The organism is Streptomyces sp. MMS24-W38, assembly GCF_059889265.1.
The window spans coordinates 5708401-5733727 of the sequence record NZ_JCBCPP010000001.1; the positions used below are offsets into that span (position 1 = coordinate 5708401).

The window sequence follows — 25327 nt, forward strand, 5'->3', positions numbered from 1 at the left end:
ATGTTCCGCCGTACCTTCTGGTTCAGCACCGGCGTCGCCGCCGGGGTGTGGGCCACCACCAAGGTCAACCGCAAGTTGAAGCAGCTGACCCCCGAGAACCTTGCCGTGACCGCGGCGAACAAGGCGCTCGAGGCGGGCGGCCGGCTCAAGGACCGGGCAGTGGACTTCGCGTTCGAGGTCCGCGACAACATGGCCCGGCGCGAGGCCGAACTGAGCGACGCCCTCGGCATCGACACCCCCGCCGACCGGGAACTCCCGGCGGTCCGCCGCTACGCCGCCATCGAGAACCGAAACAACCCGAAGAGCGACCCCCGGTACGTCGAGGGCTCGACGTACCTGACGCACCCGTACAACCGGAATGAGGACCACTGATGGAGTCGGCCGAGATCCGCCGCCGCTGGCTGAGCTTCTTCGAGGAGCGCGGGCACACCGTCGTCCCTTCGGCGTCGCTCATCGCGGACGACCCGACTCTGCTGCTCGTCCCGGCCGGCATGGTGCCCTTCAAGCCCTACTTCCTGGGCGAGGTCAAGCCGCCCTTCGACCGCGCCACCAGCGTCCAGAAGTGCGTCCGCACGCCGGACATCGAAGAGGTCGGCAAGACCACCCGGCACGGCACCTTCTTCCAGATGTGCGGCAACTTCTCCTTCGGCGACTACTTCAAGGAAGGCGCCATCAAGCTCGCCTGGGAGCTGCTCACCAGCTCCCAGGAACAGGGCGGCTACGGCCTGGACCCCGAGCGCCTGTGGATCACCGTCTACAAGGACGACGACGAGGCCGAGCGGATCTGGCGCGACGTCGTCGGCGTGCCCGAGGAGCGCATCCAGCGCCTGGGCATGAAGGACAACTACTGGTCCATGGGCGTCCCCGGCCCCTGCGGCCCGTGCTCCGAGATCAACTACGACCGCGGCCCCGAGTTCGGCGTCGAGGGCGGCCCCGCCGTCAACGACGAGCGGTACGTGGAGATCTGGAACCTCGTCTTCATGCAGTACGAGCGGGGCGAGGGCATCGGCAAGGACAACTTCGAGATCCTCGGGGACCTGCCGAGCCAGAACATCGACACGGGCCTCGGCCTGGAGCGGCTCGCCATGATTCTGCAGGGCGTGCAGAACATGTACGAGATCGACACCTCCATGGCCGTCATCAGGAAGGCCACCGAGCTGACGGGCGTGGCCTACGGCGACGCCCAGGCCTCCGACGTCTCGCTGCGCGTGGTCACCGACCACATGCGCACCTCCGTGATGCTCATCGGCGACGGGGTCACCCCCGGCAACGAGGGGCGCGGCTACGTGCTGCGCCGCATCATGCGCCGCGCCATCCGCAACATGCGCCTCCTCGGTGCCACCGGCCCGGTCGTCAAGGACCTCATCGACGTCGTGATCGAGATGATGGGGCAGCAGTACCCCGAGCTGATCACCGACCGCGAGCGGATCGAGAAGGTCGCCGTCGCCGAGGAGAACGCCTTCCTCAAGACGCTGAAGGCCGGCACCAACATCCTCGACACCGCCGTCACCGAGACCAAGCAGTCCGGTGGCACGGTCCTGGCCGGCGACAAGGCCTTCCTGCTCCACGACACCTGGGGCTTCCCGATCGACCTCACCCTGGAGATGGCCGCCGAGCAGGGGCTGTCCGTGGACGAGGACGGCTTCCGACGGCTGATGAAGGAGCAGCGGGAGCGGGCCAAGGCCGACGCCCAGGCCAAGAAGACCGGCCACGCCGACCTCGGCGCCTACCGCGAGATCGCCGACCGGGCCGGCGCCACCGACTTCACCGGCTACACCGACACCGAGGGCGAGTCCACCGTCGTGGGCATCCTCGTCAACGGCGTCTCCTCACCGGCCGCCACCGAGGGCGACGAGGTGGAGATCGTCCTCGACCGCACCCCGTTCTACGCCGAGGGCGGCGGCCAGATCGGCGACACCGGCCGGATCAAGGCCGACTCCGGTGCCGTCATCGAGGTCCGCGACTGCCAGAAGCCGGTCCCGGGCGTGTACGTCCACAAGGGCGTCGTCCAGGTCGGCGAGGTGACCGTCGGCGCCAAGGCCCACGCCTCCATCGACGACCGCCGCCGCAAGGCCATCGCCCGTGCCCACTCCGCCACCCACCTCACCCACCAGGCCCTGCGCGACGCCCTCGGCCCGACGGCCGCCCAGGCCGGTTCCGAGAACCAGCCCGGCCGCTTCCGCTTCGACTTCGGCTCGCCGTCCGCCGTTCCGACGGCCGTGATGACCGACGTGGAGCAGAAGATCAACGAGGTGCTCGCCCGTGACCTCGACGTGCGTGCCGACGTCATGGGGATCGACGAGGCCAAGAAGCAGGGCGCCATCGCCGAGTTCGGCGAGAAGTACGGCGAGCGCGTGCGCGTGGTGACCATCGGCGACTTCTCCAAGGAGCTGTGCGGCGGCACCCACGTGCACAACACCGCCCAGCTCGGCCTGGTCAAGCTGCTCGGCGAGTCCTCCATCGGCTCCGGCGTGCGCCGCATCGAGGCCCTGGTCGGCGTGGACGCCTACAACTTCCTCGCCCGCGAGCACACGGTCGTCGCCCAGCTCCAGGAGCTGATCAAGGGCCGTCCGGAGGAGCTCCCGGAGAAGGTCTCCGCCATGCTCGGCAAGCTCAAGGACGCCGAGAAGGAGATCGAGAAGTTCCGCGCGGAGAAGGTGCTCCAGGCCGCCGGCGGCCTCGCCGAGTCCGCCAGGGACGTCCACGGGGTCGCCCTGGTGACCGGGCGGGTCCCGGACGGCACCGGCGCCGACGACCTGCGCAAGCTGGTGCTGGACGTACGCGGCCGCATCCAGGGGGGCCGGGCCGCCGTCGTCGCCCTGTTCACGGTCAACAACGGCAAGCCCCTCACCGTGATCGCCACCAACGAGGCCGCCCGCGAGCGCGGTCTCAAGGCCGGTGACCTGGTCCGCACGGCCGCCAAGACCCTCGGCGGCGGTGGCGGCGGCAAGCCGGACGTCGCCCAGGGCGGCGGCCAGAACCCGGCCGCCGTCGGTGAAGCCGTCGACGCCGTCGAGCGGCTCGTGGCGGACACGGCCAAGTGAGCGAGCCCGTGGCCAGCTCCACGCCGGGCGGAGACGGCCCCGCGATGCGCCGGGGGCGCCGGCTCGCGATCGACGTCGGGGACGCCCGTATCGGGGTCGCCTCGTGCGACCCCGACGGGATCCTCGCCACCCCGGTCGAGACCGTCCCCGGCCGGGACGTCCCAGCGGCTCACCGGCGCCTTCGGCAGCTCGTCGAGGAGTACGAGCCGATCGAGGTCGTGGTCGGCCTCCCTCGCTCCCTCAAGGGGGGCGAGGGCCCCGCCGCGGCCAAGGTCCGCGGCTTCACCCAGGAGCTGGCCCGCCGGATCGCGCCGGTGCCGGTGCGGCTCGTGGACGAGCGCATGACGACGGTGACGGCGAGTCAGGGGCTGCGCGCCTCGGGCGTGAAGTCCAAGAAGGGACGCTCCGTCATCGACCAGGTCGCCGCAGTGATCATCCTTCAGCAGGCTCTCGAATCCGAACGGGTGTCAGGCAACCCACCCGGTGAGGGCGTCGAAGTGGTCATCTGATCGCGGTACGGTAACGTTCCGCGCGATGCGGTGGCGTTCGAACAGCCACCGCACAGAGAGAGGCGGGACGGGTGCCGGCGCCCCCCACAGCCGCGCGACCGCCGCCTCGCGGCTCTAGGGGATCGATGACTGAGTATGGCCGGGGCCAAGGCTCCGAACCGTGGCACCCGGACGACCCGTTCTACGGCGACGGCGGGTGGACCGGGCAGCAGGCCCAGCAGGCCCAGCCGGGTCAGCAGTCCCCCTACGAGGGCCAGGCGCAGCATTACCCGCAGCAGCAGTACGGCGACTGGGGCAGCGCCGAGCAGGGCGGATACGGCCAGCAGCAGTACCCGCAGTACGACCAGCAGCACGGTCAGCAGCATTACGACCAGCAGCAGCACGGTCAGCAGCAGCACGGTCAGCAGCAGTACGGTCAGCAGCAGTACGCCCCCCAGCAGATGCAGCATCCCGACCAGCAGCCGTACGACACCGGCGGCTGGCACACCGGCGCCCAGCCGCAGGACCCGTACGCGGCAGCCGATCCGACGGACCCGTACGGGCAGCAGGGCGGTGCGTACGGCGCCCAGCAGTCCGACCACTACGGCACACCGGAGGCCTATCCGCCGCCGGAGCCCCCGGCCCACCGGAACACCGAGCCCGAGCGGCGGCCGGAGCGGGAGGCGGACCCGGAGCCGGACACCGACTGGGACCCCGGGCCCGACCAGGGCGAGCACGCCTTCTTCTCGGGTGCCGACGATGACGACGAGGACGGTGACGGTGATCCGGGCACTCGCCGCGGTCGCGGCGAGCGCCGGGGCAAGAGCGGCAAGGCCGACAAGGGGGGCAGGGGCGGCAAGGACAAGAAGCGGCGCAGCGGACCCGCCTGCCTCGTGGTGGTGCTGGTCCTCGGCGGCGGTCTGGCAGGTGTGAGCTATTTCGGCTGGCAGTTCGTCCAGGATCGTTTCGGCAGTGCCCCGGACTTCGCGGGCGACGGGAACGGCGAGCAGGTCACCGTCACGATCCCCAAGGGCGCGGGCGGATACGCCATCGGCCAGGTGCTCAAGAAGGAAGGCGTGGTCAAGAGCGTCGACGCCTTCGTCGCGGCCCAGCAGGGCAACCCGAACAGCGGCGCGATCCAGGACGGCGTCTACACGCTCGAGAAGGAGATGTCGGCCGAGGCCGCCGTCGAGCTCATGCTCAGCCCGAAGAGCCGCAACAACCTGATCATCGCCGAGGGCAGGCGCAACGCCGATATCTACAAGGACATCGACACACGCCTCAAGGTCGAGGACGGGACCACCGCGAAGGTCGCCAAGAACGACTGGGAGAAGCTCGGCCTGCCCGACTGGGCGGTGAACCGCGAGGACGTCAAGGACCCCCTGGAAGGGTTCCTGTTCCCCTCCAGTTACGGTGTGTCCGAGGGGCAGACGCCCGAGGACGTGCTGAAGAACATGGTCGAGAGGGCCACCGCGACCTACGAGAAGCTCGGTGTCGAGAAGAAGGCCGAGAGCCTCGGTCTCGAGGACCCGTGGCAGCTGGTCACCGTGGCGAGTCTCGTCCAGGCCGAGGGCACCAGCCACAATGACTTCCGCAAGATGTCCGAGGTCATCTACAACCGGCTCAAGCCGGGCAACACCGAGACCAACGGCATGCTGGAGTTCGACTCCACCTACAACTACGTCAAGAACCAGAGCAAGATAGACCTGAGTCTCAGCGAGCTCAGGAACTACGACAACCCGTACAACACGTACTTCTACAAGGGCCTGCCGCCCGGACCGATCAGTAACCCCGGCGAGGACGCCATCGAGGGAGCGCTCAAGCCGACCGACGGCGGCTGGTTCTACTTCATCTCGCTCGACGGCAAGACCAGCGAGTTCACCAAGACCAACGCCGAGCACCAGAAGCTGGTCGACAAGTGGAACGCCTCGAGGAAGAACTGATGGCCGAACCCCGCCGCGCCGCCGTGCTCGGTTCCCCGATCGCCCACTCGCTCTCCCCGGTGCTGCACCGCACCGCCTACGCGGAACTGGGGTTGAGGGACTGGACGTACGACCGGTTCGAGGTCGACGAGAAGGCGCTACCGGGCTTTCTCGAGACGATCGGACCCGAGTGGGCGGGGCTGTCGCTGACCATGCCGCTGAAGCGGGCCGTGATCCCGCTGCTGGACGGCATCAGCGAGACCGCCGCATCCGTCGACGCGGTGAACACCGTCGTCTTCACCCGGGACGGCCGCAGGACCGGCGACAACACCGACATCCCCGGCATGGTCGCCGCGTTGGGTGAGCACGGCATCGAGAAGGTGGACACCGCGGCCGTCCTCGGCGCCGGAGCCACCGCCTCGTCCGCGCTGGCCGCGCTGGCGCGGATCTGCACGGGCGAGGTCTCCGTCTACGTCCGCAGCGCGGCCCGCGCCACCGAGATGCGGCAGTGGGCCGAGCGGCTCGGCGTCGCGGTGCGCATCGCCGACTGGGACGACGCCGAGCAGGCCCTGCACGCACCACTGGTGGTCGCCACCACCCCGGCTGGGGTCACCGACAGCCTCGCCCGATTCGTACCGGAACGCCCCGCGGCCCTCTTCGACGTGCTCTACGACCCCTGGCCGACCGCCCTGGCGGCCCGCTGGTCGGCGTACGGCGGCGCCGTGATCGGTGGGCTCGACCTGCTGGTGCACCAGGCGGTGCTCCAGGTCGAGCAGATGACGGGGCGCGCCCCGGCCCCGGTGGCCGTCATGCGAGAAGCAGGCGAGCGCGCTCTCGCGGCCCGATAGGGCCCCGTCCCGGCCCCGCAGGGACGCGGGGCCGACTTCCCCACCCGGGGGCCCGCGCTCCGCCGCGGCCCGTCCGTCTGATGGACCGGCGGCCGGACACACCACCCGGACGTGGGAGGATCGGAAACGGCGGGCCGGGGCCGCGCACCCCGTCGTGTCGTAGTCGTACGCGAGGACGCGCGTGCGCAGAGCAGTACCAGGGCGCGAGCACCGAGGAGCACCGTTGAGCAGGTTGCGCTGGCTGACCGCGGGGGAGTCCCACGGCCCCGCACTCGTCGCGACGCTGGAGGGTCTTCCCGCCGGCGTACCGATCACCACGGACATGGTGGCGGACCATCTCGCGAGGCGGCGGCTGGGCTACGGTCGCGGTGCCCGGATGAAGTTCGAGCGGGACGAGGTCACCTTCCTCGGCGGCGTCCGGCACGGCCTCACCCTCGGCTCCCCGGTCGCGGTCATGGTGGGCAACACCGAGTGGCCGAAGTGGGAGCAGGTCATGGCGGCCGACCCGGTCGACCCCGAGGTGCTGGCCGGCCTCGCCCGCAACGCCCCGCTGACCCGCCCGCGCCCCGGCCACGCCGACCTCGCCGGCATGCAGAAGTACGGCTTCGACGAGGCCCGTCCGATCCTGGAGCGGGCCTCCGCGCGCGAGACCGCGGCCCGCGTGGCACTGGGCGCGGTGGCCCGGTCGTACCTGAAGGAGACGGCCGGCATCGAGATCGTCTCCCACGTGGTGGAGCTGGCCGCCGCCAAGGCGCCCTACGGGGTGTACCCGACCCCGGCCGACGTGGAGAAGCTGGACGCGGACCCGGTGCGCTGCCTGGACGCCGGCGCGTCGGAGGCGATGGTCGCCGAGATCGACCAGGCCCACAAGGACGGCGACACCCTCGGCGGCGTGGTCGAGGTGCTGGCGTACGGCGTGCCGGTGGGTCTCGGCTCGCACGTGCACTGGGACCGGCGTCTCGACGCACGGCTGGCCGCCGCCCTCATGGGCATCCAGGCGATCAAGGGCGTCGAGGTCGGCGACGGCTTCGACCTGGCCCGGGTGCCCGGCTCCAAGGCGCACGACGAGATCGTCCCCACCGACGAGGGCATCCGGCGAGCCTCGGGCCGCTCCGGCGGCACCGAGGGCGGACTGACCACCGGTGAGCTGCTGCGGGTGCGGGCCGCGATGAAGCCCATCGCGACCGTGCCGCGGGCGCTGAAGACGGTGGACGTCGCCACCGGCGAGGAGGCCGCCGCCCACCACCAGCGCTCCGACGTGTGCGCCGTGCCGGCGGCCGGCATCGTCGCCGAGGCCATGGTGGCACTGGTCCTCGCGGACGCGGTCGCGGAGAAGTTCGGCGGCGACAGCGTCACCGAGACCCGCCGCAACGTGACGTCCTACCTCGAGAACCTGGCCGTCCGGTGACCCCGCTGATCGTGCTGGTGGGCCCGATGGGCGTGGGCAAGTCCACCGTCGGGCGGCTGCTGGCCGAGCGGCTGGGCGTCGGCTACCGGGACACCGACGACGACATCGTCGCCGCGCAGGGCCGCAGCATCGCCGAGATCTTCGTGGACGAGGGCGAGTCCGCCTTCCGCGCGATCGAGAAGCAGGCGGTGCGCACCGCGCTCGCCGAGCACGAGGGCGTCCTGGCCCTGGGCGGCGGCGCCGTCCTCGACGCCGACACGCGTGCGCTGCTCGCCGGGGAGCGGGTCGTCTATCTGTCGATGGACGTCGAGGAGGCGGTCAAGCGCACCGGGCTCAACGCCGCCCGCCCCCTGCTCGCGGTCAATCCGCGCAAGCAGTGGCGCGAGCTGATGGAGGCCCGGCGCCATCTGTACGAGGAGGCCGCGACGGCCGTCGTGGCCACGGACGGCCGCACGCCGGAAGAAGTCACCCGCTCCGCCCTGGACGCACTGGAGATGAAGCAAGCATGAGCAGCGAGGCAGTGACGCGGATCCACATCGGCGGCACCGCGGGCACCGACCCGTACGAGGTCCTGGTGGGCCGTCAGCTCCTGGGCGAGCTCGGCGGGTTGATCGGGGACAAGGCCAAGCGGGTCGCGATCGTGCACCCCGAGGCGCTCGCCGAGACCGGCGACGTGCTCCGCGCCGACCTCGCCGAGCAGGGCTACGAGGCCATCGCCATTCAGGTGCCCAACGCGGAGGAGGCCAAGACGGCCGAGGTCGCCGCGTACTGCTGGAAGGCGCTCGGGCAGTCCGGGTTCACCCGCACCGACGTCATCGTCGGCGTGGGCGGCGGCGCCAGCACCGACCTGGCCGGTTTCGTGGCCGCGACCTGGCTGCGCGGGGTGCGCTGGATCGCGGTCCCGACCACGGTGCTGGCCATGGTGGACGCGGCTGTCGGGGGCAAGACGGGCATCAACACCGCCGAGGGCAAGAACCTGGTGGGTGCCTTCCATCCGCCCGCCGGTGTGCTGTGCGACCTCGCCGCCCTGGACTCCCTCCAGGTCAACGACTACGTCTCCGGGCTGGCGGAGGTCATCAAGGCCGGTTTCATCGCCGACCCGGTGATCCTGGACCTCATCGAGGCCGACCCCCAGGCCGCCCGCACCCCGGCGGGCCCGCACACCGCCGAGCTCATCGAGCGCTCGATCCGGGTCAAGGCCGAGGTCGTCTCCTCCGACCTGAAGGAGGCGGGCCGCCGGGAGATCCTCAACTACGGGCACACCCTCGGCCACGCCATCGAGAAGAACGAGCGCTACAAGTGGCGCCACGGCGCGGCGGTGTCGGTGGGCATGCACTTCGCCGCCGAGCTCGGCCGGCTCGCCGGCCGTCTGGACGACGCCACCGCCGACCGGCACCGCGCCGTCCTCGAGTCGGTCGGGCTGCCCCTGCACTACCGCTACGACCAGTGGCCCAAGCTGCTGGAGACCATGAAGGTCGACAAGAAGTCCCGCGGCGACCTGCTGCGCTTCATCGTCCTCGACGGTCTCGCCCGGCCCACCGTGCTGGAGGGCCCGGACCCGGCGGTGCTGCTCGCCGCTTACGGAGAAGTGGGGGAGTAGCCCCGGAGCAGACCCCCGGACCCGATCGCCGGGCCGTTCGGCCCGGCGATCGGGGCACTCGGGGACGCCCCCGGCCGTTCATCCGACAATGGCAGTGGGCCATACCGTTCGAACAGTCGGCCCGACGCTCTAGGGTGGGGGAGAGCGGGGGCCCACCCTGCCTTCAGTGCTTGTCGCCTGTGGCGAGTGAACCGAGCCCAGCAGACCGAGACGGAGTGGCACCGGATGCAGCACGCAGTGGGTTCTCCGCTGCCGCCGCCCCACCGACCGGGGCACGGATCGGCCGACGGCTGGTCACCGGCCGCACACCACCCGGGAGCGCACCAGGGGCCCGCCCCGGTGCCCCCACCACCTCCGGCCCCTCCGGCCCCGGGGTACCCCGCGCCCCCGCCCGGGCCGGCGCCCCGCCCCGCAGGCGTTCCGCAGGCCGGGCATCCCTCGATTCCGCCGCCGGACGCCACCGGTCATGTACCGCTGCCGCCCGGCGGCCCCGTGGCCGTGCCCAGCGCCCCACAGGCCCCCGCGGCCCCCGACCCGGCCGGTACGACCCTCGCGGTGCTGCTCATAGGCCCGGCGGGAGCGGGAAAGACCAGTGTCGCCAAGTACTGGGCGGACCACCGCCGGGTGCCGACCGCGCACATCAGCCTGGACGACGTACGGGAGTGGGTGCGGTCGGGCTTCGCCGACCCGCAGACCGGGTGGAACGACCACTCGGAGGCGCAGTACCGGCTGGCCCGCCGTACCTGTGGCTTCGCCGCGCGCAACTTCCTCGCCAACGGCATCTCCTGCATCCTCGACGATGCCGTCTTCCCCGACCGCCCCGTCGTCGGCCTCGGTGGCTGGAAACGGCATGTGGGGCCGGGCCTGCTGCCCGTCGTCCTGCTGCCGGGCCTGGACATCGTCCTGGAACGCAACGCGGAGCGGTCCGGCAACCGCCGCCTCGGCGACGAGGAGGTCGCCCGCATCCACGGCCGCATGGCCGGCTGGTACGGCTCGGGCCTCCCGATCATCGACAACTCCCAACTCGGCATACCGGAAACGGCCGCGATCCTGGACGACGTCCTGGCCCGGTCCATCGCCAGCCCTCCGGCTTGGTGAATCCCGCCCCACGGCGCCGCCGCCCCCGGGCCGGCCCGCCCACTCGGACCTCTCGACCGGCGATATCCGGCCATCGCTCATAGGCTCGGGTCATGTCTGAGGTGTACGCGGTCCGCCGGATGAGGCTGAGGGAGTGCTGCAACGCGGGCGGCAGCGCGGCGGCGCTGGTGTCCCGGCCCGCCAATGTGCGCTATCTCGCGGGCGCCGTCCCCGAGGACACCGTGCTGCTGCTGGGCCCGGCCGAGGACCTGCTGGTGTGCGCCGCGCCCCTCGACGACCGCTTCCCGCAGTCCCGGCCCGACGAGGCGCTGCGTGTTCACGTCGTGCCGAGGGCCGGCGGCGATCCGGCCGCCCTGGCCGCCGGTCTCGCCGCCGCCCAGGGCGCCGACTCCCTGGCCGTCGAGGAGCACCATCTCACCGTGACCCGGCACCGCGCCCTCGGCTCGGCCGCTCCCGGGCTGCGTCTGGCCGACGTCGGAGCGGCGGTCGAGCAGCTCCGGGTGGTCAAGGACGAGGAGGAGATCTCCTGCCTGCGCATCGGCGCGGAGATCGCCGACCAGGCCCTGGGCGAGCTGCTGGAGTCGATCCTCGTCGGCCGCACCGAGCGGCATCTCGCGCTGGAGCTGGAGCGTCGGCTGGTCGACCACGGCGCCGACGGCCCCGCCTTCGCCACCTCCGTCGCCACCGGCCCGAACTCCGGGCGGCCCGGTCACCGGCCCACGGACCGGCGGGTGGAGGAGGGCGACTTCCTCTCCGTCTGTCTCGGCGCCGCCTACCGCGGGTACCGCTGCGCGATCGGCCGTACGTTCGTCATCGGCACCGCCCCCGCGGACTGGCAGATCGAGCTGTACGACCTCGTCTTCACCGCTCAGCGGGCCGGACGGGAGTCCCTCGTACCCGGCGCCGCCTGCCGTGACGTGGACCGCGCGGCCCGTCAGGTGCTGAACGGGGCCGGGTACGCCGAGGCCCTTCCGGCCGTCACCGGGCACGGAGTCGGACTCGAAATCGACGAGGACCCGCAGATGACCCCGGCGGCCATGGGTAAACTGGACGCTTGTGTGCCGGTCACCGTCGAACCAGGGGTTCATCTCCCGGGCCGGGGCGGTGTCCGGATCGATGACACGCTCGTCGTACGCCCCGAGGCGGACGGCGGACCCGAGCTACTCACCATCACGACCAAGGAGCTGCTGGCGCTCTAGCCTCGCGCCGAGTGCCGGCCCCGGGTCGTCTCACGTCAGTCCAGGAGATTCCGCAACGTGGCTTCCACGAACGACCTCAAGAACGGCATGGTGCTCAAGCTCGAAGGCGGCCAGCTCTGGTCCGTAGTCGAGTTCCAGCACGTCAAGCCCGGCAAGGGCCCGGCCTTTGTGCGTACCAAGCTCAAGAACGTGCTCTCCGGCAAGACCGTCGACAAGACCTTCAACGCCGGCGTGAAGGTCGAAACGGCCACCGTCGACAAGCGGGACATGCAGTTCTCCTACATGGACGGCGACTACTTCGTCTTCATGGACATGGAGACCTACGACCAGATGCACATCGACCGCAAGGTCGTCGGTGACGCCGCGCACTTCCTCGTCGAGGGCTTCGAGGCCAACGTCGCCCAGCACGAGGGCGAGGTGCTCTTCGTCGAGCTGCCGGCCGCCGTCGAGCTGACCGTCGCCGAGACCGAGCCGGGCGTCCAGGGCGACCGCTCCACCGGTGGCAACAAGCCGGCCACGCTGGAGACCGGTCACCAGATCCAGGTGCCCCTCTTCATCACCACCGGTGAGAAGATCAAGGTCGACACGCGCACCAGCGACTACCTCGGCCGGGTGACCAGCTAACCGTGGCTGCCCGCAACACGGCCCGCAAGCGCGCCTTCCAGATCCTCTTCGAGGGTGACCAGCGCGGCGCCGACGTTCTGACGGTCCTCGCGGACTGGGTCCGGCATTCTCGCTCCGACACCCGGCAGCCGCCGGTGAGCGAGTACACGATGCAGCTGGTCGAGGGCTACGCGGAGCACGCGACGCGCATCGACGAGCTGCTCGCCCAGTACTCGGTCGGCTGGACGCTGGACCGGATGCCGGTCGTCGACCGCAACCTCCTGCGTCTCGGCGCGTACGAGCTGATCTGGGTCGACGAGACCCCGGACGCCGTCGTCCTCGACGAGATGGTGCAGCTGGCGAAGGAGTTCTCCACGGACGAGTCGCCCTCGTTCATCAACGGCCTCCTCGGCCGGCTCAAGGAACTCAAGCCCTCGCTGCGCCGCGACGAGACCTGAGCGGGCACCGCCAACCGGGACAGGAACCGGTACAGGCGCCCGGCAGGTGCCCGCGCCGGCACAGACACGCCGGAGGGCCCGCAGCACGACTGCTGCGGGCCCTCCGGCGTACTCGGTGCCACCGGACCCCGGTGACGGGACGGACGACGGGGATGACAGGTCGGCCGGACGAAGACCGCCGGGGTGGCCCGAACCTCACAGGTTCGGGCCACCCCGGCGGTACGTTTCTGCTCAACCCGCGGAGCGCTCCGTGATCAGCCCTCGTCGTGCGAGGCGACCGCACGGCGCGCGTCCGCGTCCAGGACGCCCCAGCTGATCAGCTGCTCGGTGAGAACCGAGGGGGACTGGTCGTAGATCACGGAGAGGGTGCGCAGGTCGTCCTGACGGATCGAGAGCACCTTGCCGTTGTAGTCGCCGCGCTGGGACTGGATCGTCGCCGCGTACCGCTGCAGCGGACCCGCCTTCTCCGGCGGCACCGTGGCCAGCCGCTCCAGGTCGAGGACCAGCTTGGGCGGCGGCTCGGCGGCTCCGCCCGGAGTGGTGCCGGGAAGGAGCTCCTGCACCGGAACGCCGTAGAAGTCCGCCAGTTCGGCAAGACGCTGCACGGTCACGGCGCGGTCGCCGCGTTCGTACGAACCGACCACGACCGCCTTCCAGCGGCCCTGGGACTTCTCCTCGACACCGTGGAGGGAAAGGCCCTGCTGGGTGCGGATCGCTCGGAGCTTGGCCCCGAGCTGTTTGGCGTATTCGCTGGACATATAGCTCCCCGGCACTGTGTCGACGCGGCTGGCATGTTTCCAGGCCGCGCGGCTGGTAACTCACTGTGAGGTTACGCAGAGTTACTCTCGCCCGTCAAGCCGAATGGTCCACACCGACTCTTCCGTGCTACGCCGGACCGGTTGCGCCAGGGGGGTGAGGGGCGGCGGGCGAAGGGGTGAACAGGGGTGTCGCTGCCGACCTGATAATGTGGGCGACGCAATTCCGACGTCCTTTAATGTCCGTCCCGTGAGGCGGAGAAGGAGGTCCGTTCACATGGACACGCACGTCGATGCGCGGCCCGTTCTCGAAGGCCCCGACATCGCGCGGGTACTGACCCGCATCGCCCACGAGGTCGTCGAGCGCGCCAAGGGCGCCGACGACGTGGTTCTCCTCGGCATCCCGACCCGGGGCGTCTTCCTCGCCCAGCGGCTCGCCGCCAAGCTCGAGCAGGTCACCGAACGCAAAGTCCCGGTCGGCTCGCTCGACATCACCATGTACCGCGACGACCTGCGCATGCACCCGCCGCGCGCGCTGGCCCGCACCGAGATCCCCGGTGACGGCATCGACGGCCGACTGGTCGTCCTCGTCGACGACGTTCTTTTCTCCGGGCGCACCATCCGCGCCGCCCTCGACGCGCTGAACGACATCGGGCGCCCCCGCGCGGTGCAGCTCGCCGTTCTCGTCGACCGCGGCCACCGCGAACTGCCCATCCGCGCCGACTACGTCGGCAAGAACCTCCCCACGTCGTTGCGGGAGACGGTCAAGGTCCTGCTCGCCGAGGAGGACGGTCGCGACACCGTGCTGCTCGGCGCCAAGCGGCCTTCCCCGTAGCGATCCGGGCGCACGTCGTCGGCGTGCGCCGGCCCGGGGCGCCTCCACGCCTCCGGGTGCCCGGATTCTCCCGTTCTTCCGATTGAACCGTCTTACGGAGCCTGACAGATGCACCGTCATCTCATCTCGGCCGCCGACCTCACCCGCGACGACGCCGTCCTGATCCTCGACACCGCCGAGGAGATGGCCCGGGTCGCCGACCGGCCGATCAAGAAACTGCCGACCCTGCGCGGCCGGACCGTCGTCAACCTCTTCTTCGAGGACTCCACCCGGACCCGGATCTCCTTCGAGGCCGCCGAGAAGCGGCTGTCCGCGGACGTCATCAACTTCACCGCAAAGGGCTCCAGCGTCTCCAAGGGGGAGTCCCTCAAGGACACCGCGCAGACCCTGGAAGCCATGGGGGTCGATGCCGTAGTCATCCGGCACGGCGCCTCGGGGGCCCCGTACCGGCTGGCCACCTCCGGCTGGATCGACGCGCACGTCATCAACGCCGGCGACGGCACCCACCAGCACCCCACCCAGGCGCTGCTCGACGCCTTCACCATGCGGCGCCGGCTCGTCGGCCCGGACGCCGGCATCGGCCAGGACCTCGCCGGCCGGCGCATCACGATCGTCGGTGACGTCCTGCACAGCCGGGTCGCCCGCTCCAACGTCGACCTGCTGCACACCCTCGGGGCCGAGGTCACTCTCGTCGCCCCGCCGACCCTGCTGCCGGTCGGCATCGAGTCCTGGCCCTGCGAGGTCTCCTACGACCTCGACCGCACCCTGCCCAAGTCCGACGCCGTGATGATGCTGCGCGTGCAGCGCGAGCGCATGAAGGCCGCGTTCTTCCCGACCGAGCGCGAGTACTCACGGCGCTACGGCCTCGACGGCGAGCGCATGCGGCGGATGCCCGAGCACGCGATCGTGATGCACCCCGGCCCCATGGTCCGCGGGATGGAGATCACCGCCGAGGTGGCCGACTCCGGCCGCTGCACCGTCGTCGAGCAGGTCACCAACGGGGTCTCCATCCGGATGGCCGTCCTGTACCTGCTGCTCGGGGGCAACGAACCCGCCCTCACCCGCACCACGGAGGAGAAGTAACACCATGAGCAAGACCCTGATCCGCGGTGCGAAGGTGCTCGGCGGCGACCCGCAGGACGTGCTGATCGACGGCGGGACCGTCGCGGCCGTCGGCACCGGACTGAGTGCCGAGACCGTCGAGGGCGCCGAGGTCGTCGAGGCTGCCGACAAGGTGCTGCTGCCCGGCCTGGTCGACCTGCACACCCATCTGCGCGAGCCGGGCCGCGAGGACTCCGAGACCGTGCTGACCGGCACCCGCGCGGCGGCGAGCGGCGGCTACACCGCCGTGTTCGCCATGGCCAACACCTTCCCGGTCGCCGACACCGCCGGCGTCGTGGAGCAGGTCTGGCGGCTCGGCAAGGAGCACGGCTACTGCGACGTACGGCCCGTCGGCGCCGTCACCGTCGGCCTGGAGGGCAGCACGCTCGCCGAACTGGGCGCCATGCACGAGTCCGCGGCCGGCGTCACCGTCTTCTCCGACGACGGCAAGTGCGTCCACGACGCCGTGATCATGCGGCGCGCCCTGGAGTACGTGAAGGCCTTCGACGGCGTCGTCGCCCAGCACGCGCAGGAACCCCGGCTGACCGAGGGCGCCCAGATGAACGAGGGCGTCGTCTCCGCCGAGCTGGGTCTGGGCGGCTGGCCGGCCGTCGCCGAGGAGGCGATCATCGCCCGGGACGTCCTGCTCGCCGAGCACGTCGGTTCCCGCGTCCACATCTGCCACCTGTCGACGGCGGGCAGCGTCGAGATCGTGCGCTGGGCCAAGGCCCGCGGCATCCGCGTCACCGCCGAGGTCACCCCGCACCACCTGCTCCTCACCGACGAGCTGGTGCGCACCTACAACCCGGTCTACAAGGTCAACCCGCCGCTGCGCACCGAGCGGGACGTCCTGGCGCTGCGCGAGGCGCTCGCCGACGGCACGATCGACATCGTCGCCACCGACCACGCCCCGCACCCGCACGAGGACAAGGACTGCGAGTGGGCGGCCGCGGCCATGGGCATGGTCGGCCTGGAGACCGCGTTGTCGGTGGTCCAGGAGACGATGGTCGACACGGGCCTGCTGGACTGGGCCGGCGTGGCCGACCGGATGTCCTTCGCCCCCGCGCGCATCGGACGGGCCGAGGGCCACGGCCGTCCCGTCTCGGTCGGTGAGCCCGCCAACCTCACCCTCGTCGACACGGCATACCGTGGTTCCGTGGACCCCGCGGGCTTCGCCTCGCGCAGCCGCAACACCCCGTACGAGGGCCGCGAGCTGCCGGGCCGTGTCACGCACACCTGGCTCCGGGGCACGGCCACGCTCGTCGACGGGAAGCTCACGTGACACCTGTAATCCTGCTGGCCGCCGAGAAACGATCGGCGGAAGTGACCGACTGGGCGGCCAGGATCGGCTGGGTCGTCGGACTCGCCCTCTTCGTCGCGCTCGTCTACTGGCTGATGCGCGAGGGCTGGAAGTGGCGCGGCACCCTCCAGGGCGACCTTCCCGGGCTGCCCACGGCCCCGGACGACCCCGGCCCGGCGAAACTGAGCGCGGGCGGCCGCTACCACGGCTCCACCACCGCCGGTCAGTGGCTCGACCGCATCGTGGCGCACGGCCTGGGCACCCGCAGCCGGGTGGAGCTCACCCTCACCGACGCGGGCCTGGACGTCGTGCGCCCCGGAGCCGGCGACTTCTTCGTCCCGGCCGACGCGCTGCGCGGGGCCCGGCTCGACAAGGGCATCGCCGGCAAAGTGCTCACCGAGGGCGGTCTGCTCGTCGTCACCTGGGCACACGGCGAGCGGCTGATCGACTCCGGCTTCCGCTTCGACCACGCGGCCGACCACAACGAGTGGGTCCCGGCCATCAACTCCATGAGCAAGACGAACGTCACAACGGAAGGCGCCGAACGATGACAACCTCCACCCGGGGAACCACCTCTCGCAAGAAGGTGCTTCCCGCCGTACTCGTCCTGGAGGACGGCCGGGTCTTCCGCGGCCGTGCCTACGGGGCGGTGGGGGAAACCTTCGGCGAAGCGGTGTTCTCCACCGGGATGACCGGCTACCAGGAGACCCTCACCGACCCCTCCTACCACCGCCAGGTCGTCGTGATGACCACACCGCACGTCGGCAACACCGGTGTCAACGACGACGACCCCGAGTCCCAGCGGATCTGGGTCGCCGGCTACGTCGTGCGTGACCCCGCGCGCGTGCCGTCCAACTGGCGCTCCCGCCGCGCCCTGGACGAGGAGCTCGCCGCCCAGGGCATCGTCGGCATCAGCGGCATCGACACCCGCGCGCTGACCCGGCACCTGCGGGAACGGGGCGCCATGCGCGTCGGCATCTTCAGCGGCGACGCCGTACGGGACGACGCCGCGCTCCTGGCCGACGTGCGGGAAGCCCCCGAGATGAAGGGCGCCGACCTCGCCGCCGAGGTCGCCACCACCGAGCCGTACGTCGTCCCCGCCGTCGGCCCCGACGGCGCTGCCCTCCCGGTCGGCACCGCGAAGTTCACCGTCGCCGCGATCGACCTCGGCATCAAAGGCATGACCGCCCAGCGCATGACACAGCGCGGCATCGAGGTGCACGTCCTGCCCGCGAACGCCACCCTCGACGACGTCTACGCCGTCAACCCCGACGGGGTGTTCTTCTCCAACGGCCCCGGCGACCCCGCCACCGCCGACCACCCCGTCTCCGTGATGAGGGGCGTCCTGGAGCGCGGCACCCCGCTCTTCGGGATCTGCTTCGGCAACCAGATCCTCGGCCGCGCCCTCGGCTTCGGCACCTACAAGCTGAAGTACGGCCACCGAGGCATCAACCAGCCGGTGCAGGACCGTGCGACCGGCAAGGTCGAGGTCACCTCGCACAACCACGGCTTCGCCGTCGACGCCCCGCTCGACAAGGTCTCCGAGACCCCGTTCGGCCGGGTGGAGGTGTCCCACGTCTGCCTCAACGACAACGTGGTGGAGGGGCTCCGCCTGCTCGACCGGCCGGCCTTCAGCGTCCAGTACCACCCGGAAGCGGCGGCGGGTCCGCACGACGCCGCCTACCTGTTCGACCGCTTCGTATCCCTGATGGAGGGCCAGCGTGCCTAAGCGCACCGATATCCAGTCCGTCCTGGTCATCGGCTCCGGCCCGATCGTCATCGGCCAGGCCGCCGAGTTCGACTACTCCGGCACCCAGGCGTGCCGGGTGCTGAAGGCCGAGGGCCTGCGCGTCATCCTGGTCAACTCCAACCCGGCGACGATCATGACCGACCCGGAGATCGCCGACGCCACCTACGTCGAACCGATCACCCCGGAGTTCGTCGAGAAGATCATCGCCAAGGAGCAGCCGGACGCCCTGCTGCCCACCCTGGGCGGCCAGACGGCCCTGAACACCGCGATCTCCCTGCACGAGAACGGCGTCCTGGAGAAGTACGGCGTCGAGCTGATCGGCGCCAACGTGGAGGCCATCAACAAGGGCGAGGACCGCGAACTGTTCAAGGACGTCGTGGAGGAGGTCCGCAAGAAGATCGGCCACGGCGAGTCCGCCCGGTCCTACATCTGCCACTCCATGGACGACGTCCTCAAGGGCGTCGAGGAGCTCGGCGGCTACCCCGTCGTCGTCCGCCCGTCCTTCACCATGGGCGGCGCCGGCTCCGGCTTCGCCCACGACGAGGACGAACTGCGCCGCATCGCCGGACAGGGCCTCACCCTGTCGCCGACCACCGAGGTGCTCCTGGAGGAGTCCATCCTCGGCTGGAAGGAGTACGAGCTGGAGCTGATGCGCGACAAGCACGACAACGTCGTGGTCGTCTGCTCCATCGAGAACTTCGACCCCATGGGCGTGCACACCGGCGACTCGATCACCGTCGCGCCCGCGATGACGCTGACCGACCGCGAGTACCAGATCCTGCGGGACGTCGGCATCGCCGTCATCCGCGAGGTCGGTGTCGACACCGGGGGCTGCAACATCCAGTTCGCGGTGAACCCCGAGGACGGGCGCGTCATCGTCATCGAGATGAACCCGCGTGTGTCGCGCTCCTCGGCACTGGCCTCCAAGGCGACCGGATTCCCGATCGCCAAGATCGCCGCGAAGCTCGCCGTGGGCTACACCCTCGACGAGATCCCCAACGACATCACGAAGGAGACCCCGGCCTCCTTCGAGCCGGCCCTCGACTACGTCGTCGTCAAGGCCCCGCGGTTCGCCTTCGAGAAGTTCCCGAGTGCCGACTCCACCCTCACCACCACCATGAAGTCGGTCGGCGAGGCCATGGCGATCGGCCGCAACTTCACCGAGGCCCTGCAGAAGGCGCTGCGCTCGCTGGAGAAGAAGGGCAGCCGGTTCACCTTCGTGGGCGACCCCGGGGACAAGGCGCTCCGCCTCGACGAGGCGATCCGCCCGACCGACGGCCGCATCAACGCGGTCATGCAGGCCATCCGTGCGGGAGCCACCCCCCAGGAGGTCTTCGACGCCACCAAGATCGATCCCTGGTTCGTAGACCAGCTCTTCCTCCTCAAGGAGATCGCCGACGATATCGCCGAGGCACCCGAGCTGACCCGGGACCTGCTCGCCGAGGCCAAGCGGCACGGCTTCTCCGACGAGCAGATCAGCGAGATCCGCGGCCTGCGCGCGGACGTCGTCCGCGAGGTCCGGCACGCACTGGGCATCCGTCCGGTCTACAAGACGGTCGACACCTGCGCCGCCGAGTTCGCCGCGGACACGCCGTACTTCTACTCCTCCTACGACGAGGAGACCGAGGTCGCCCCGCGCGAGAAGCCCGCGGTGATCATCCTGGGCTCCGGCCCGAACCGCATCGGCCAGGGCATCGAGTTCGACTACTCCTGCGTCCACGCCTCCTTCGCGCTGAGCGACGCCGGGTACGAGACCGTGATGGTCAACTGCAACCCGGAGACCGTCTCCACCGACTACGACACCTCCGACCGGCTCTACTTCGAGCCGCTCACCCTGGAGGACGTCCTGGAGATCGTCCACGCGGAGCAGCAGGCCGGACCGATCGCGGGTGTGATCGTCCAGCTCGGCGGCCAGACCCCGCTGGGCCTGGCCCAGGCGCTGAAGGACAACGGCGTGCCGATCGTCGGCACGCCCCCCGAGGCCATCCACGCCGCCGAGGACCGAGGGGCCTTCGGCCGCGTCCTGGCGGAGGCCGGCCTGCCGGCCCCCAAGCACGGCACCGCCACCACCTTCGCCGAGGCCAAGGCCATCGCCGACGAGATCGGCTATCCGGTCCTCGTGCGCCCGTCCTACGTGCTCGGCGGACGCGGCATGGAGATCGTCTACGACGAGAACCGACTGGAGTCGTACATCGCCGAGTCGACCGAGATCAGCCCCTCCCGGCCGGTGCTGGTCGACCGGTTCCTCGACGACGCGGTCGAGATCGACGTCGACGCGCTGTACGACGGCGAGGAGCTCTACCTCGGCGGTGTCATGGAGCACATCGAGGAGGCCGGCATCCACTCCGGCGACTCGGCGTGCGCCCTGCCCCCGATCACGCTCGGCGGCTTCGACATCAAGCGGCTGCGCGCCTCCACCGAGGGCATCGCACGCGGGGTCGGGGTGCGCGGCCTGATCAACATCCAGTTCGCGCTGTCCGGCGACATCCTCTACGTCCTGGAGGCCAACCCGCGCGCCTCCCGCACCGTCCCCTTCACCTCGAAGGCGACCGCGGTGCCGCTGGCCAAGGCGGCCGCCCGGATCTCCCTCGGCGCGACCGTCGCCGAACTCCGCGCGGAGGGCCTGCTCCCCGCCCAGGGGGACGGCGGCACACTGCCCCTGGACGCGCCGATCTCCGTCAAGGAGGCCGTCCTGCCGTGGTCACGCTTCCGCGACATCCACGGCCGCGGCGTCGACACGGTCCTCGGCCCGGAGATGCGTTCCACCGGCGAGGTCATGGGCATCGACTCCGTCTTCGGCACGGCCTACGCCAAGTCGCAGGCCGGCGCCTACGGGCCGCTGCCCACCCGGGGCCGCGCCTTCATCTCGGTCGCCAACCGGGACAAGCGCCTGATGATCTCCCCGGCGCGTGAGCTGGTCGCCCACGGCTTCGAACTGCTCGCCACCTCCGGCACCGCCGAGGTCCTCAAGCGCAACGGCATCAACGCCACCGTGGTGCGCAAGCAGTCCGAGGGCACCGGCCCGAACGGAGAGAAGACCATCGTCCAGCTGATCCACGACGGCGAGGTCGACCTCATCGTCAACACGCCGTACGGCACCGGCGGCCGTCTCGACGGCTACGACATCCGCACGGCCGCGGTGGCGCGGTCCGTGCCGTGCCTGACGACGGTCCAGGCGCTCGCCGCGGCGGTCCAGGGCATCGACGCCCTCAACCGCGGCGAGGTGGGCGTCCGTTCGCTCCAGGAACACGCACACCATCTGACAGCGGCCCGCGACTAGGGCCGAGCCGCCGGAGGGGGACACCGTCAACGGTGTCCCCCTCTTCATGAGGACCACCTGGGACAGGACACCCGATGTACACGTACTTCTTCCGTCTGATCTTCCAGCGCATGGACCCGGAGCGGGCCCACCGGCTGGCCTTCCGCTGGATCCGCCGCGTCGCGGGTATTCCCGTGCTGCGCACCTTCGTCGCCGCCGTGCTCGCCCCCCGGATCAAGGAACTGCGCACCGAGGCGTTCGGGCTGCGTCTGCACAGCCCCTTCGGACTCGCCGCCGGCTTCGACAAGAACGCCGTCGGCGTCGACGGGATGGCGATGCTCGGCTTCGACCACGTCGAGATCGGCACGGTGACCGGGGAACCGCAGCCCGGAAACCCCGGGAAGCGGCTGTTCCGGCTGGTGCCGGACCGGGCGCTGATCAACCGCATGGGATTCAACAACGAGGGCTCGCTGGCCGTCGCGGCCCGCCTGGCCTCCCGCACACCCGTCTTCCGGACCGTGGTGGGCGTCAACATCGGCAAGACCAAGGTGGTACCGGAGGACGAGGCCGTCGCGGACTACGTGAAGTCCGCCGAGCGGCTGGCACCGTACGCCGACTACCTGGTGGTCAACGTCTCCTCCCCGAACACGCCGGGGCTGCGCGACCTCCAGGCCGCGGACCGGCTGCGCCCGCTGCTGAGCGCCGTCCGCGAGGCCGCCGACCGCAGCGCCCCCGGCCGCCGGGTGCCGCTGCTGGTCAAGATCGCCCCCGATCTCGCCGACGAGGACATCGACACGGTCGCCGACCTCGCCGTGGAACTCGGCCTGGACGGGATCATCGCCACCAACACCACCATCGCGCGCGCGGAGCTCTCCCTGGCCTCCGAGCCCGCCCTGGTCGCGGAGACCGGGGGCCTGTCCGGCGCTCCGCTCAAGGCACGCTCCCTGGAGGTGCTGCGCCGCCTGTACGCGCGTGTGGGGGACCGGATCACCCTGATCGGAGTCGGCGGCATCGAGAACGCCGAGGACGCCTGGCAGCGCATCCTGGCCGGCGCCACACTGGTCCAGGGCTACAGCGCCCTCATCTACGAGGGCCCCTTCTGGAGCCGCGCCGTCCACAAGGGACTCGCCGCGCGGCTGCGCACCAGCCCGTACAGCACGCTCGCCGACGCGGTGGGCGCCGACGTGAGGAAGACGGCATGAGCGGACTCGACCCCTTCGGCGTGCGCCTGCGCCGCGCCATGGACGCGCGCGGCCCGCTGTGCGTCGGCATCGACCCCCACGCCTCCCTGCTCGCCGAATGGGGCCTGAACGACGACGTGGCCGGACTGGAGCGGTTCAGCCGCACGGTCGTCGAGGCGGTCGCGGACCGGGTCGCCGTGCTCAAGCCGCAGAGCGCGTTCTTCGAGCGCTTCGGCTCACGCGGCATCGCGGTACTGGAGAGGTCGGTCGCCGAAGCGAGGGAGGCCGGAGCGCTGGTCGTCATGGATGCCAAGCGCGGTGACATCGGCTCGACCATGGCGGCCTACGCCGAGTCCTTCCTGCACCGGGGCTCCCCGCTGTTCTCGGACGCGCTGACCGTCTCCCCCTACCTCGGCTACGGCTCGCTGAGCCCGGCGGTGGAGACGGCCCGGGAGAACGGCGCGGGACTGTTCGTCCTGGCGCTGACCTCCAACCCGGAGGGCGGCGAGGTGCAGCACGCGGTGCGTCCCGACGGGCGCAGCGTCGCGGCGACCGTGCTCGCCCACCTGGCCGCCGAGAACGCGGGGGAGGCGCCCCTGGGGTCCTTCGGCGCGGTGGTCGGCGCGACGCTCGGCGACCTGTCGTCGTACGACCTGGACATCAACGGTCCGCTTCTCGCCCCCGGCATCGGCGCCCAGGGGGCCACGGCGGCGGATCTCCCGGCGGTCTTCGGGAAGGCGGTGCGCAACGTCGTGCCGAACGTGAGCCGGGGCGTGTTGCGCCACGGTGCCGATGTGGTCGCGCTGCGTGACGCCACGGAGCGGTTCGCGGAGGAGATCAGGGCGGCCGTGACATCGGCCTGAGCCTCCGACGAGGGACGCAGGAGCTTGCCGAGGTCTGGATACGGCGACAAATCCTGGGCGATTAGCCCTAAATGTCTGTTTCGATCAAGGCTGACCTGGACTTTTCCGCTGTTCTCGCTGACTCTGACGGAGTTGGCCGCTAGTCTCCGACGGAGAGTGAACGGGTAAGCGTGTGGTGCCCGTGGCTCCCAGGTGTGGGGCGACCAGGTTCCTCACCGGTCCGTATCCGACAGTTCGACATCCGAGGTGACGTAGGCGTGGCTCTTCCGCCCCTTACCCCTGAACAGCGCGCAGCCGCGCTCGAAAAGGCCGCCGCGGCTCGCCGGGAGCGGGCCGAGGTCAAGAATCGACTCAAGCACTCCGGTGCCTCCCTCCACGAGGTCATCAAGCAGGGCCGGGAGAACGACGTCATCGGCAAGATGAAGGTCTCCGCGCTGCTCGAGTCCCTGCCGGGCGTGGGCAAAGTCCGCGCCAAGCAGATCATGGAGCGACTGGGCATCTCGGAGAGCCGCCGGGTGCGTGGCCTCGGCTCCAACCAGATCGCCTCCCTGGAGCGCGAGTTCGGCAGCACCGGCTCCTGAGTACCGGGCGGTCCGGGACCGGCGTCCCGGGCACCCCGGGATTGCTGGAATAATCGCCGTATGGCTGCAACACCCCGGGGGACGACCCCCGTACCCCCGGACGCTCGTCCGCGGCTGACCGTGCTCTCCGGCCCCTCGGGGGTCGGCAAGAGCACGGTCGTCGCCCATATGCGCAAGGCCCATCCCGAGGTCTGGCTCTCGGTGTCGGCGACGACCCGCAAGCCGCGCCCGGGAGAACAGCACGGGGTCCACTACTTCTTCGTCACCGACGACGAGATGGACAAGCTGATCGCCAACGGTGAGCTGCTGGAGTGGGCCGAGTTCGCGGGCAACCGCTACGGCACCCCCCGCGCGGCGGTGTTGGAGCACCTGGAGTCGGGCCTGCCCGTCCTCCTGGAGATCGACCTCCAGGGCGCCCGGCAGGTCCGTACGTCCATGCCCGAGGCCCAGCTGGTGTTCCTGGCCCCGCCCTCCTGGGAGGAGCTGGTGCGCCGGCTCACGGGCAGGGGCACCGAGTCGCCCGAGGTGGTCGAGCGTCGGCTGGAGGCCGCGAAGATCGAACTGGCTGCCGAGCCGGAGTTCGACACGACCCTGGTCAACACCTCCGTCGAGGACGTGGCGCGCGAGCTGCTAGCCTTGATGAACGTCGTGTGATCGTCAGCGTTTCCCCAGCGGCCGTCCCACGATCACGCAGATCTCATCTGCACCCATCTTTCCCATCCATCGGAAGGTAGAGCGTGTCCTCTTCCATCTCCACGCCCGAGGGCATCATCAACCCGCCGATCGACGAGCTTCTCGAGGCCACGGACTCGAAGTACAGCCTCGTGATCTACGCGGCCAAGCGGGCTCGCCAGATCAACGCGTACTACTCGCAGCTCGGTGAAGGGCTCCTCGAGTACGTCGGCCCCCTCGTCGACACCCACGTCCACGAGAAGCCGCTCTCGATCGCCCTGCGTGAGATCAACGCGGGACTGCTGACCTCCGAGGCCGTCGAAGGCCCCGCTCAGTAAGTCGCACCGTCATTCGGTACTGCG

Annotated in this window: 24 protein-coding genes; 23 read left to right on the top strand and 1 reads right to left on the bottom strand. The window is 70.7% G+C overall.

The annotated features are described in order from the left end of the window. The 12 genes from AC6F7H_RS24980 to nusB all read left to right on the top strand — a co-directional run bounded on the left by AC6F7H_RS24980 (position 1) and on the right by nusB (position 12668). Entirely contained in the window at positions 1–372 is a 372-nt protein-coding gene (locus AC6F7H_RS24980; protein ID WP_500759183.1) for a hypothetical protein, read from the top strand. After that, positions 372–3044: an alanine--tRNA ligase gene (gene alaS / locus AC6F7H_RS24985; RefSeq protein ID WP_500759185.1), complete on the top strand. Its 2673-nt coding sequence runs from the start codon at positions 372–374 to the stop codon at positions 3042–3044. The genes AC6F7H_RS24980 and alaS overlap by 1 nt, the downstream gene beginning before the upstream one ends. Before the next feature lie 44 nt (positions 3045–3088). Continuing rightward, a complete protein-coding gene (gene ruvX / locus AC6F7H_RS24990; protein ID WP_500762035.1) occupies positions 3089–3553 on the top strand; it encodes a Holliday junction resolvase RuvX in 465 nt (154 codons plus the stop codon). 125 nt (positions 3554–3678) lie between these two features. Beyond that, complete coding sequence (mltG, locus tag AC6F7H_RS24995) at positions 3679–5475, top strand: endolytic transglycosylase MltG (RefSeq protein WP_500759187.1); 1797 nt, start codon at positions 3679–3681, stop codon at positions 5473–5475. Beyond that, entirely contained in the window at positions 5475–6302 is an 828-nt protein-coding gene (locus AC6F7H_RS25000) for a shikimate dehydrogenase (RefSeq protein WP_500759190.1), read from the top strand. Before mltG ends, AC6F7H_RS25000 begins: the two co-directional genes overlap by 1 nt. Before the next feature lie 223 nt (positions 6303–6525). Further along, positions 6526–7710: a chorismate synthase gene (gene aroC / locus AC6F7H_RS25005; RefSeq protein WP_109379462.1), complete on the top strand. Its 1185-nt coding sequence runs from the start codon at positions 6526–6528 to the stop codon at positions 7708–7710. Next, the gene (locus tag AC6F7H_RS25010) at positions 7707–8219 is read left to right on the top strand and encodes a shikimate kinase (RefSeq protein WP_109379461.1); all 513 of its coding nucleotides are present in this window, start codon (positions 7707–7709) and stop codon (positions 8217–8219) included. Before aroC ends, AC6F7H_RS25010 begins: the two co-directional genes overlap by 4 nt. Beyond that, positions 8216–9310 carry a 3-dehydroquinate synthase gene (gene aroB, locus AC6F7H_RS25015; RefSeq protein WP_500759192.1) on the top strand — a complete coding sequence of 365 codons (1095 nt, stop codon included), beginning with the start codon at positions 8216–8218 and terminating at the stop codon, positions 9308–9310. The genes AC6F7H_RS25010 and aroB overlap by 4 nt, the downstream gene beginning before the upstream one ends. Positions 9311–9535: 225 nt before the next feature. Then, positions 9536–10408 carry a Pro-rich N-terminal domain-containing protein gene (locus AC6F7H_RS25020; RefSeq protein ID WP_500759195.1) on the top strand — a complete coding sequence of 291 codons (873 nt, stop codon included), beginning with the start codon at positions 9536–9538 and terminating at the stop codon, positions 10406–10408. A 92-nt stretch (positions 10409–10500) separates the two neighbouring features. Then, positions 10501–11607: an aminopeptidase P family protein gene (locus AC6F7H_RS25025; RefSeq protein ID WP_500759197.1), complete on the top strand. Its 1107-nt coding sequence runs from the start codon at positions 10501–10503 to the stop codon at positions 11605–11607. Positions 11608–11664: 57 nt separating this feature from the next. Continuing rightward, the gene (gene efp, locus AC6F7H_RS25030; protein ID WP_500759198.1) at positions 11665–12231 is read left to right on the top strand and encodes an elongation factor P; all 567 of its coding nucleotides are present in this window, start codon (positions 11665–11667) and stop codon (positions 12229–12231) included. Positions 12232–12233: 2 nt separating this feature from the next. Next, complete coding sequence (gene nusB / locus AC6F7H_RS25035) at positions 12234–12668, top strand: transcription antitermination factor NusB (RefSeq protein WP_500759200.1); 435 nt, start codon at positions 12234–12236, stop codon at positions 12666–12668. A gap of 254 nt (positions 12669–12922) precedes the next feature. Here nusB and bldD read toward each other — a convergent pair whose 3' ends face one another. Continuing rightward, on the bottom strand, positions 12923–13426 hold the full coding sequence (gene bldD, locus AC6F7H_RS25040) for a transcriptional regulator BldD (protein WP_109379456.1): 504 nt from the start codon (positions 13424–13426) through the stop codon (positions 12923–12925). A gap of 274 nt (positions 13427–13700) precedes the next feature. Here bldD and pyrR point away from each other — a divergent pair, with 274 nt between their 5' ends. The 11 genes from pyrR (at position 13701) to rpoZ (ending at position 25303) form a co-directional block, all read left to right on the top strand. After that, a complete protein-coding gene (gene pyrR, locus AC6F7H_RS25045) occupies positions 13701–14258 on the top strand; it encodes a bifunctional pyr operon transcriptional regulator/uracil phosphoribosyltransferase PyrR (RefSeq protein WP_500759202.1) in 558 nt (185 codons plus the stop codon). Positions 14259–14366: 108 nt separating this feature from the next. Further along, positions 14367–15341 (top strand): aspartate carbamoyltransferase catalytic subunit, encoded by a 975-nt coding sequence (locus tag AC6F7H_RS25050; protein ID WP_500759203.1) that lies wholly within the window; start codon positions 14367–14369, stop codon positions 15339–15341. A gap of 4 nt (positions 15342–15345) precedes the next feature. Beyond that, positions 15346–16641: a dihydroorotase gene (locus AC6F7H_RS25055; RefSeq protein WP_500759205.1), complete on the top strand. Its 1296-nt coding sequence runs from the start codon at positions 15346–15348 to the stop codon at positions 16639–16641. Further along, positions 16638–17210 (top strand): PH-like domain-containing protein, encoded by a 573-nt coding sequence (locus AC6F7H_RS25060; protein ID WP_500759207.1) that lies wholly within the window; start codon positions 16638–16640, stop codon positions 17208–17210. Before AC6F7H_RS25055 ends, AC6F7H_RS25060 begins: the two co-directional genes overlap by 4 nt. Continuing rightward, positions 17207–18388 (top strand): glutamine-hydrolyzing carbamoyl-phosphate synthase small subunit, encoded by a 1182-nt coding sequence (gene carA, locus AC6F7H_RS25065; protein WP_500759208.1) that lies wholly within the window; start codon positions 17207–17209, stop codon positions 18386–18388. Before AC6F7H_RS25060 ends, carA begins: the two co-directional genes overlap by 4 nt. Then, positions 18381–21689 carry a carbamoyl-phosphate synthase large subunit gene (carB, locus tag AC6F7H_RS25070; RefSeq protein WP_500759209.1) on the top strand — a complete coding sequence of 1103 codons (3309 nt, stop codon included), beginning with the start codon at positions 18381–18383 and terminating at the stop codon, positions 21687–21689. The genes carA and carB overlap by 8 nt, the downstream gene beginning before the upstream one ends. A gap of 74 nt (positions 21690–21763) precedes the next feature. Beyond that, positions 21764–22870, top strand: a complete 1107-nt coding sequence (locus AC6F7H_RS25075; protein WP_500759211.1) for a quinone-dependent dihydroorotate dehydrogenase — start codon at positions 21764–21766, stop codon at positions 22868–22870. Beyond that, positions 22867–23712, top strand: a complete 846-nt coding sequence (gene pyrF, locus AC6F7H_RS25080) for an orotidine-5'-phosphate decarboxylase (protein WP_500759212.1) — start codon at positions 22867–22869, stop codon at positions 23710–23712. The genes AC6F7H_RS25075 and pyrF overlap by 4 nt, the downstream gene beginning before the upstream one ends. A gap of 257 nt (positions 23713–23969) precedes the next feature. Further along, a complete protein-coding gene (locus AC6F7H_RS25085; RefSeq protein WP_006382163.1) occupies positions 23970–24293 on the top strand; it encodes an integration host factor in 324 nt (107 codons plus the stop codon). A gap of 60 nt (positions 24294–24353) precedes the next feature. Next, positions 24354–24947: a guanylate kinase gene (gene gmk, locus AC6F7H_RS25090; protein WP_109379447.1), complete on the top strand. Its 594-nt coding sequence runs from the start codon at positions 24354–24356 to the stop codon at positions 24945–24947. Between the two features lie 83 nt (positions 24948–25030). Continuing rightward, a complete protein-coding gene (gene rpoZ / locus AC6F7H_RS25095; RefSeq protein WP_006382157.1) occupies positions 25031–25303 on the top strand; it encodes a DNA-directed RNA polymerase subunit omega in 273 nt (90 codons plus the stop codon). Positions 25304–25327: the final 24 nt, after the last annotated feature.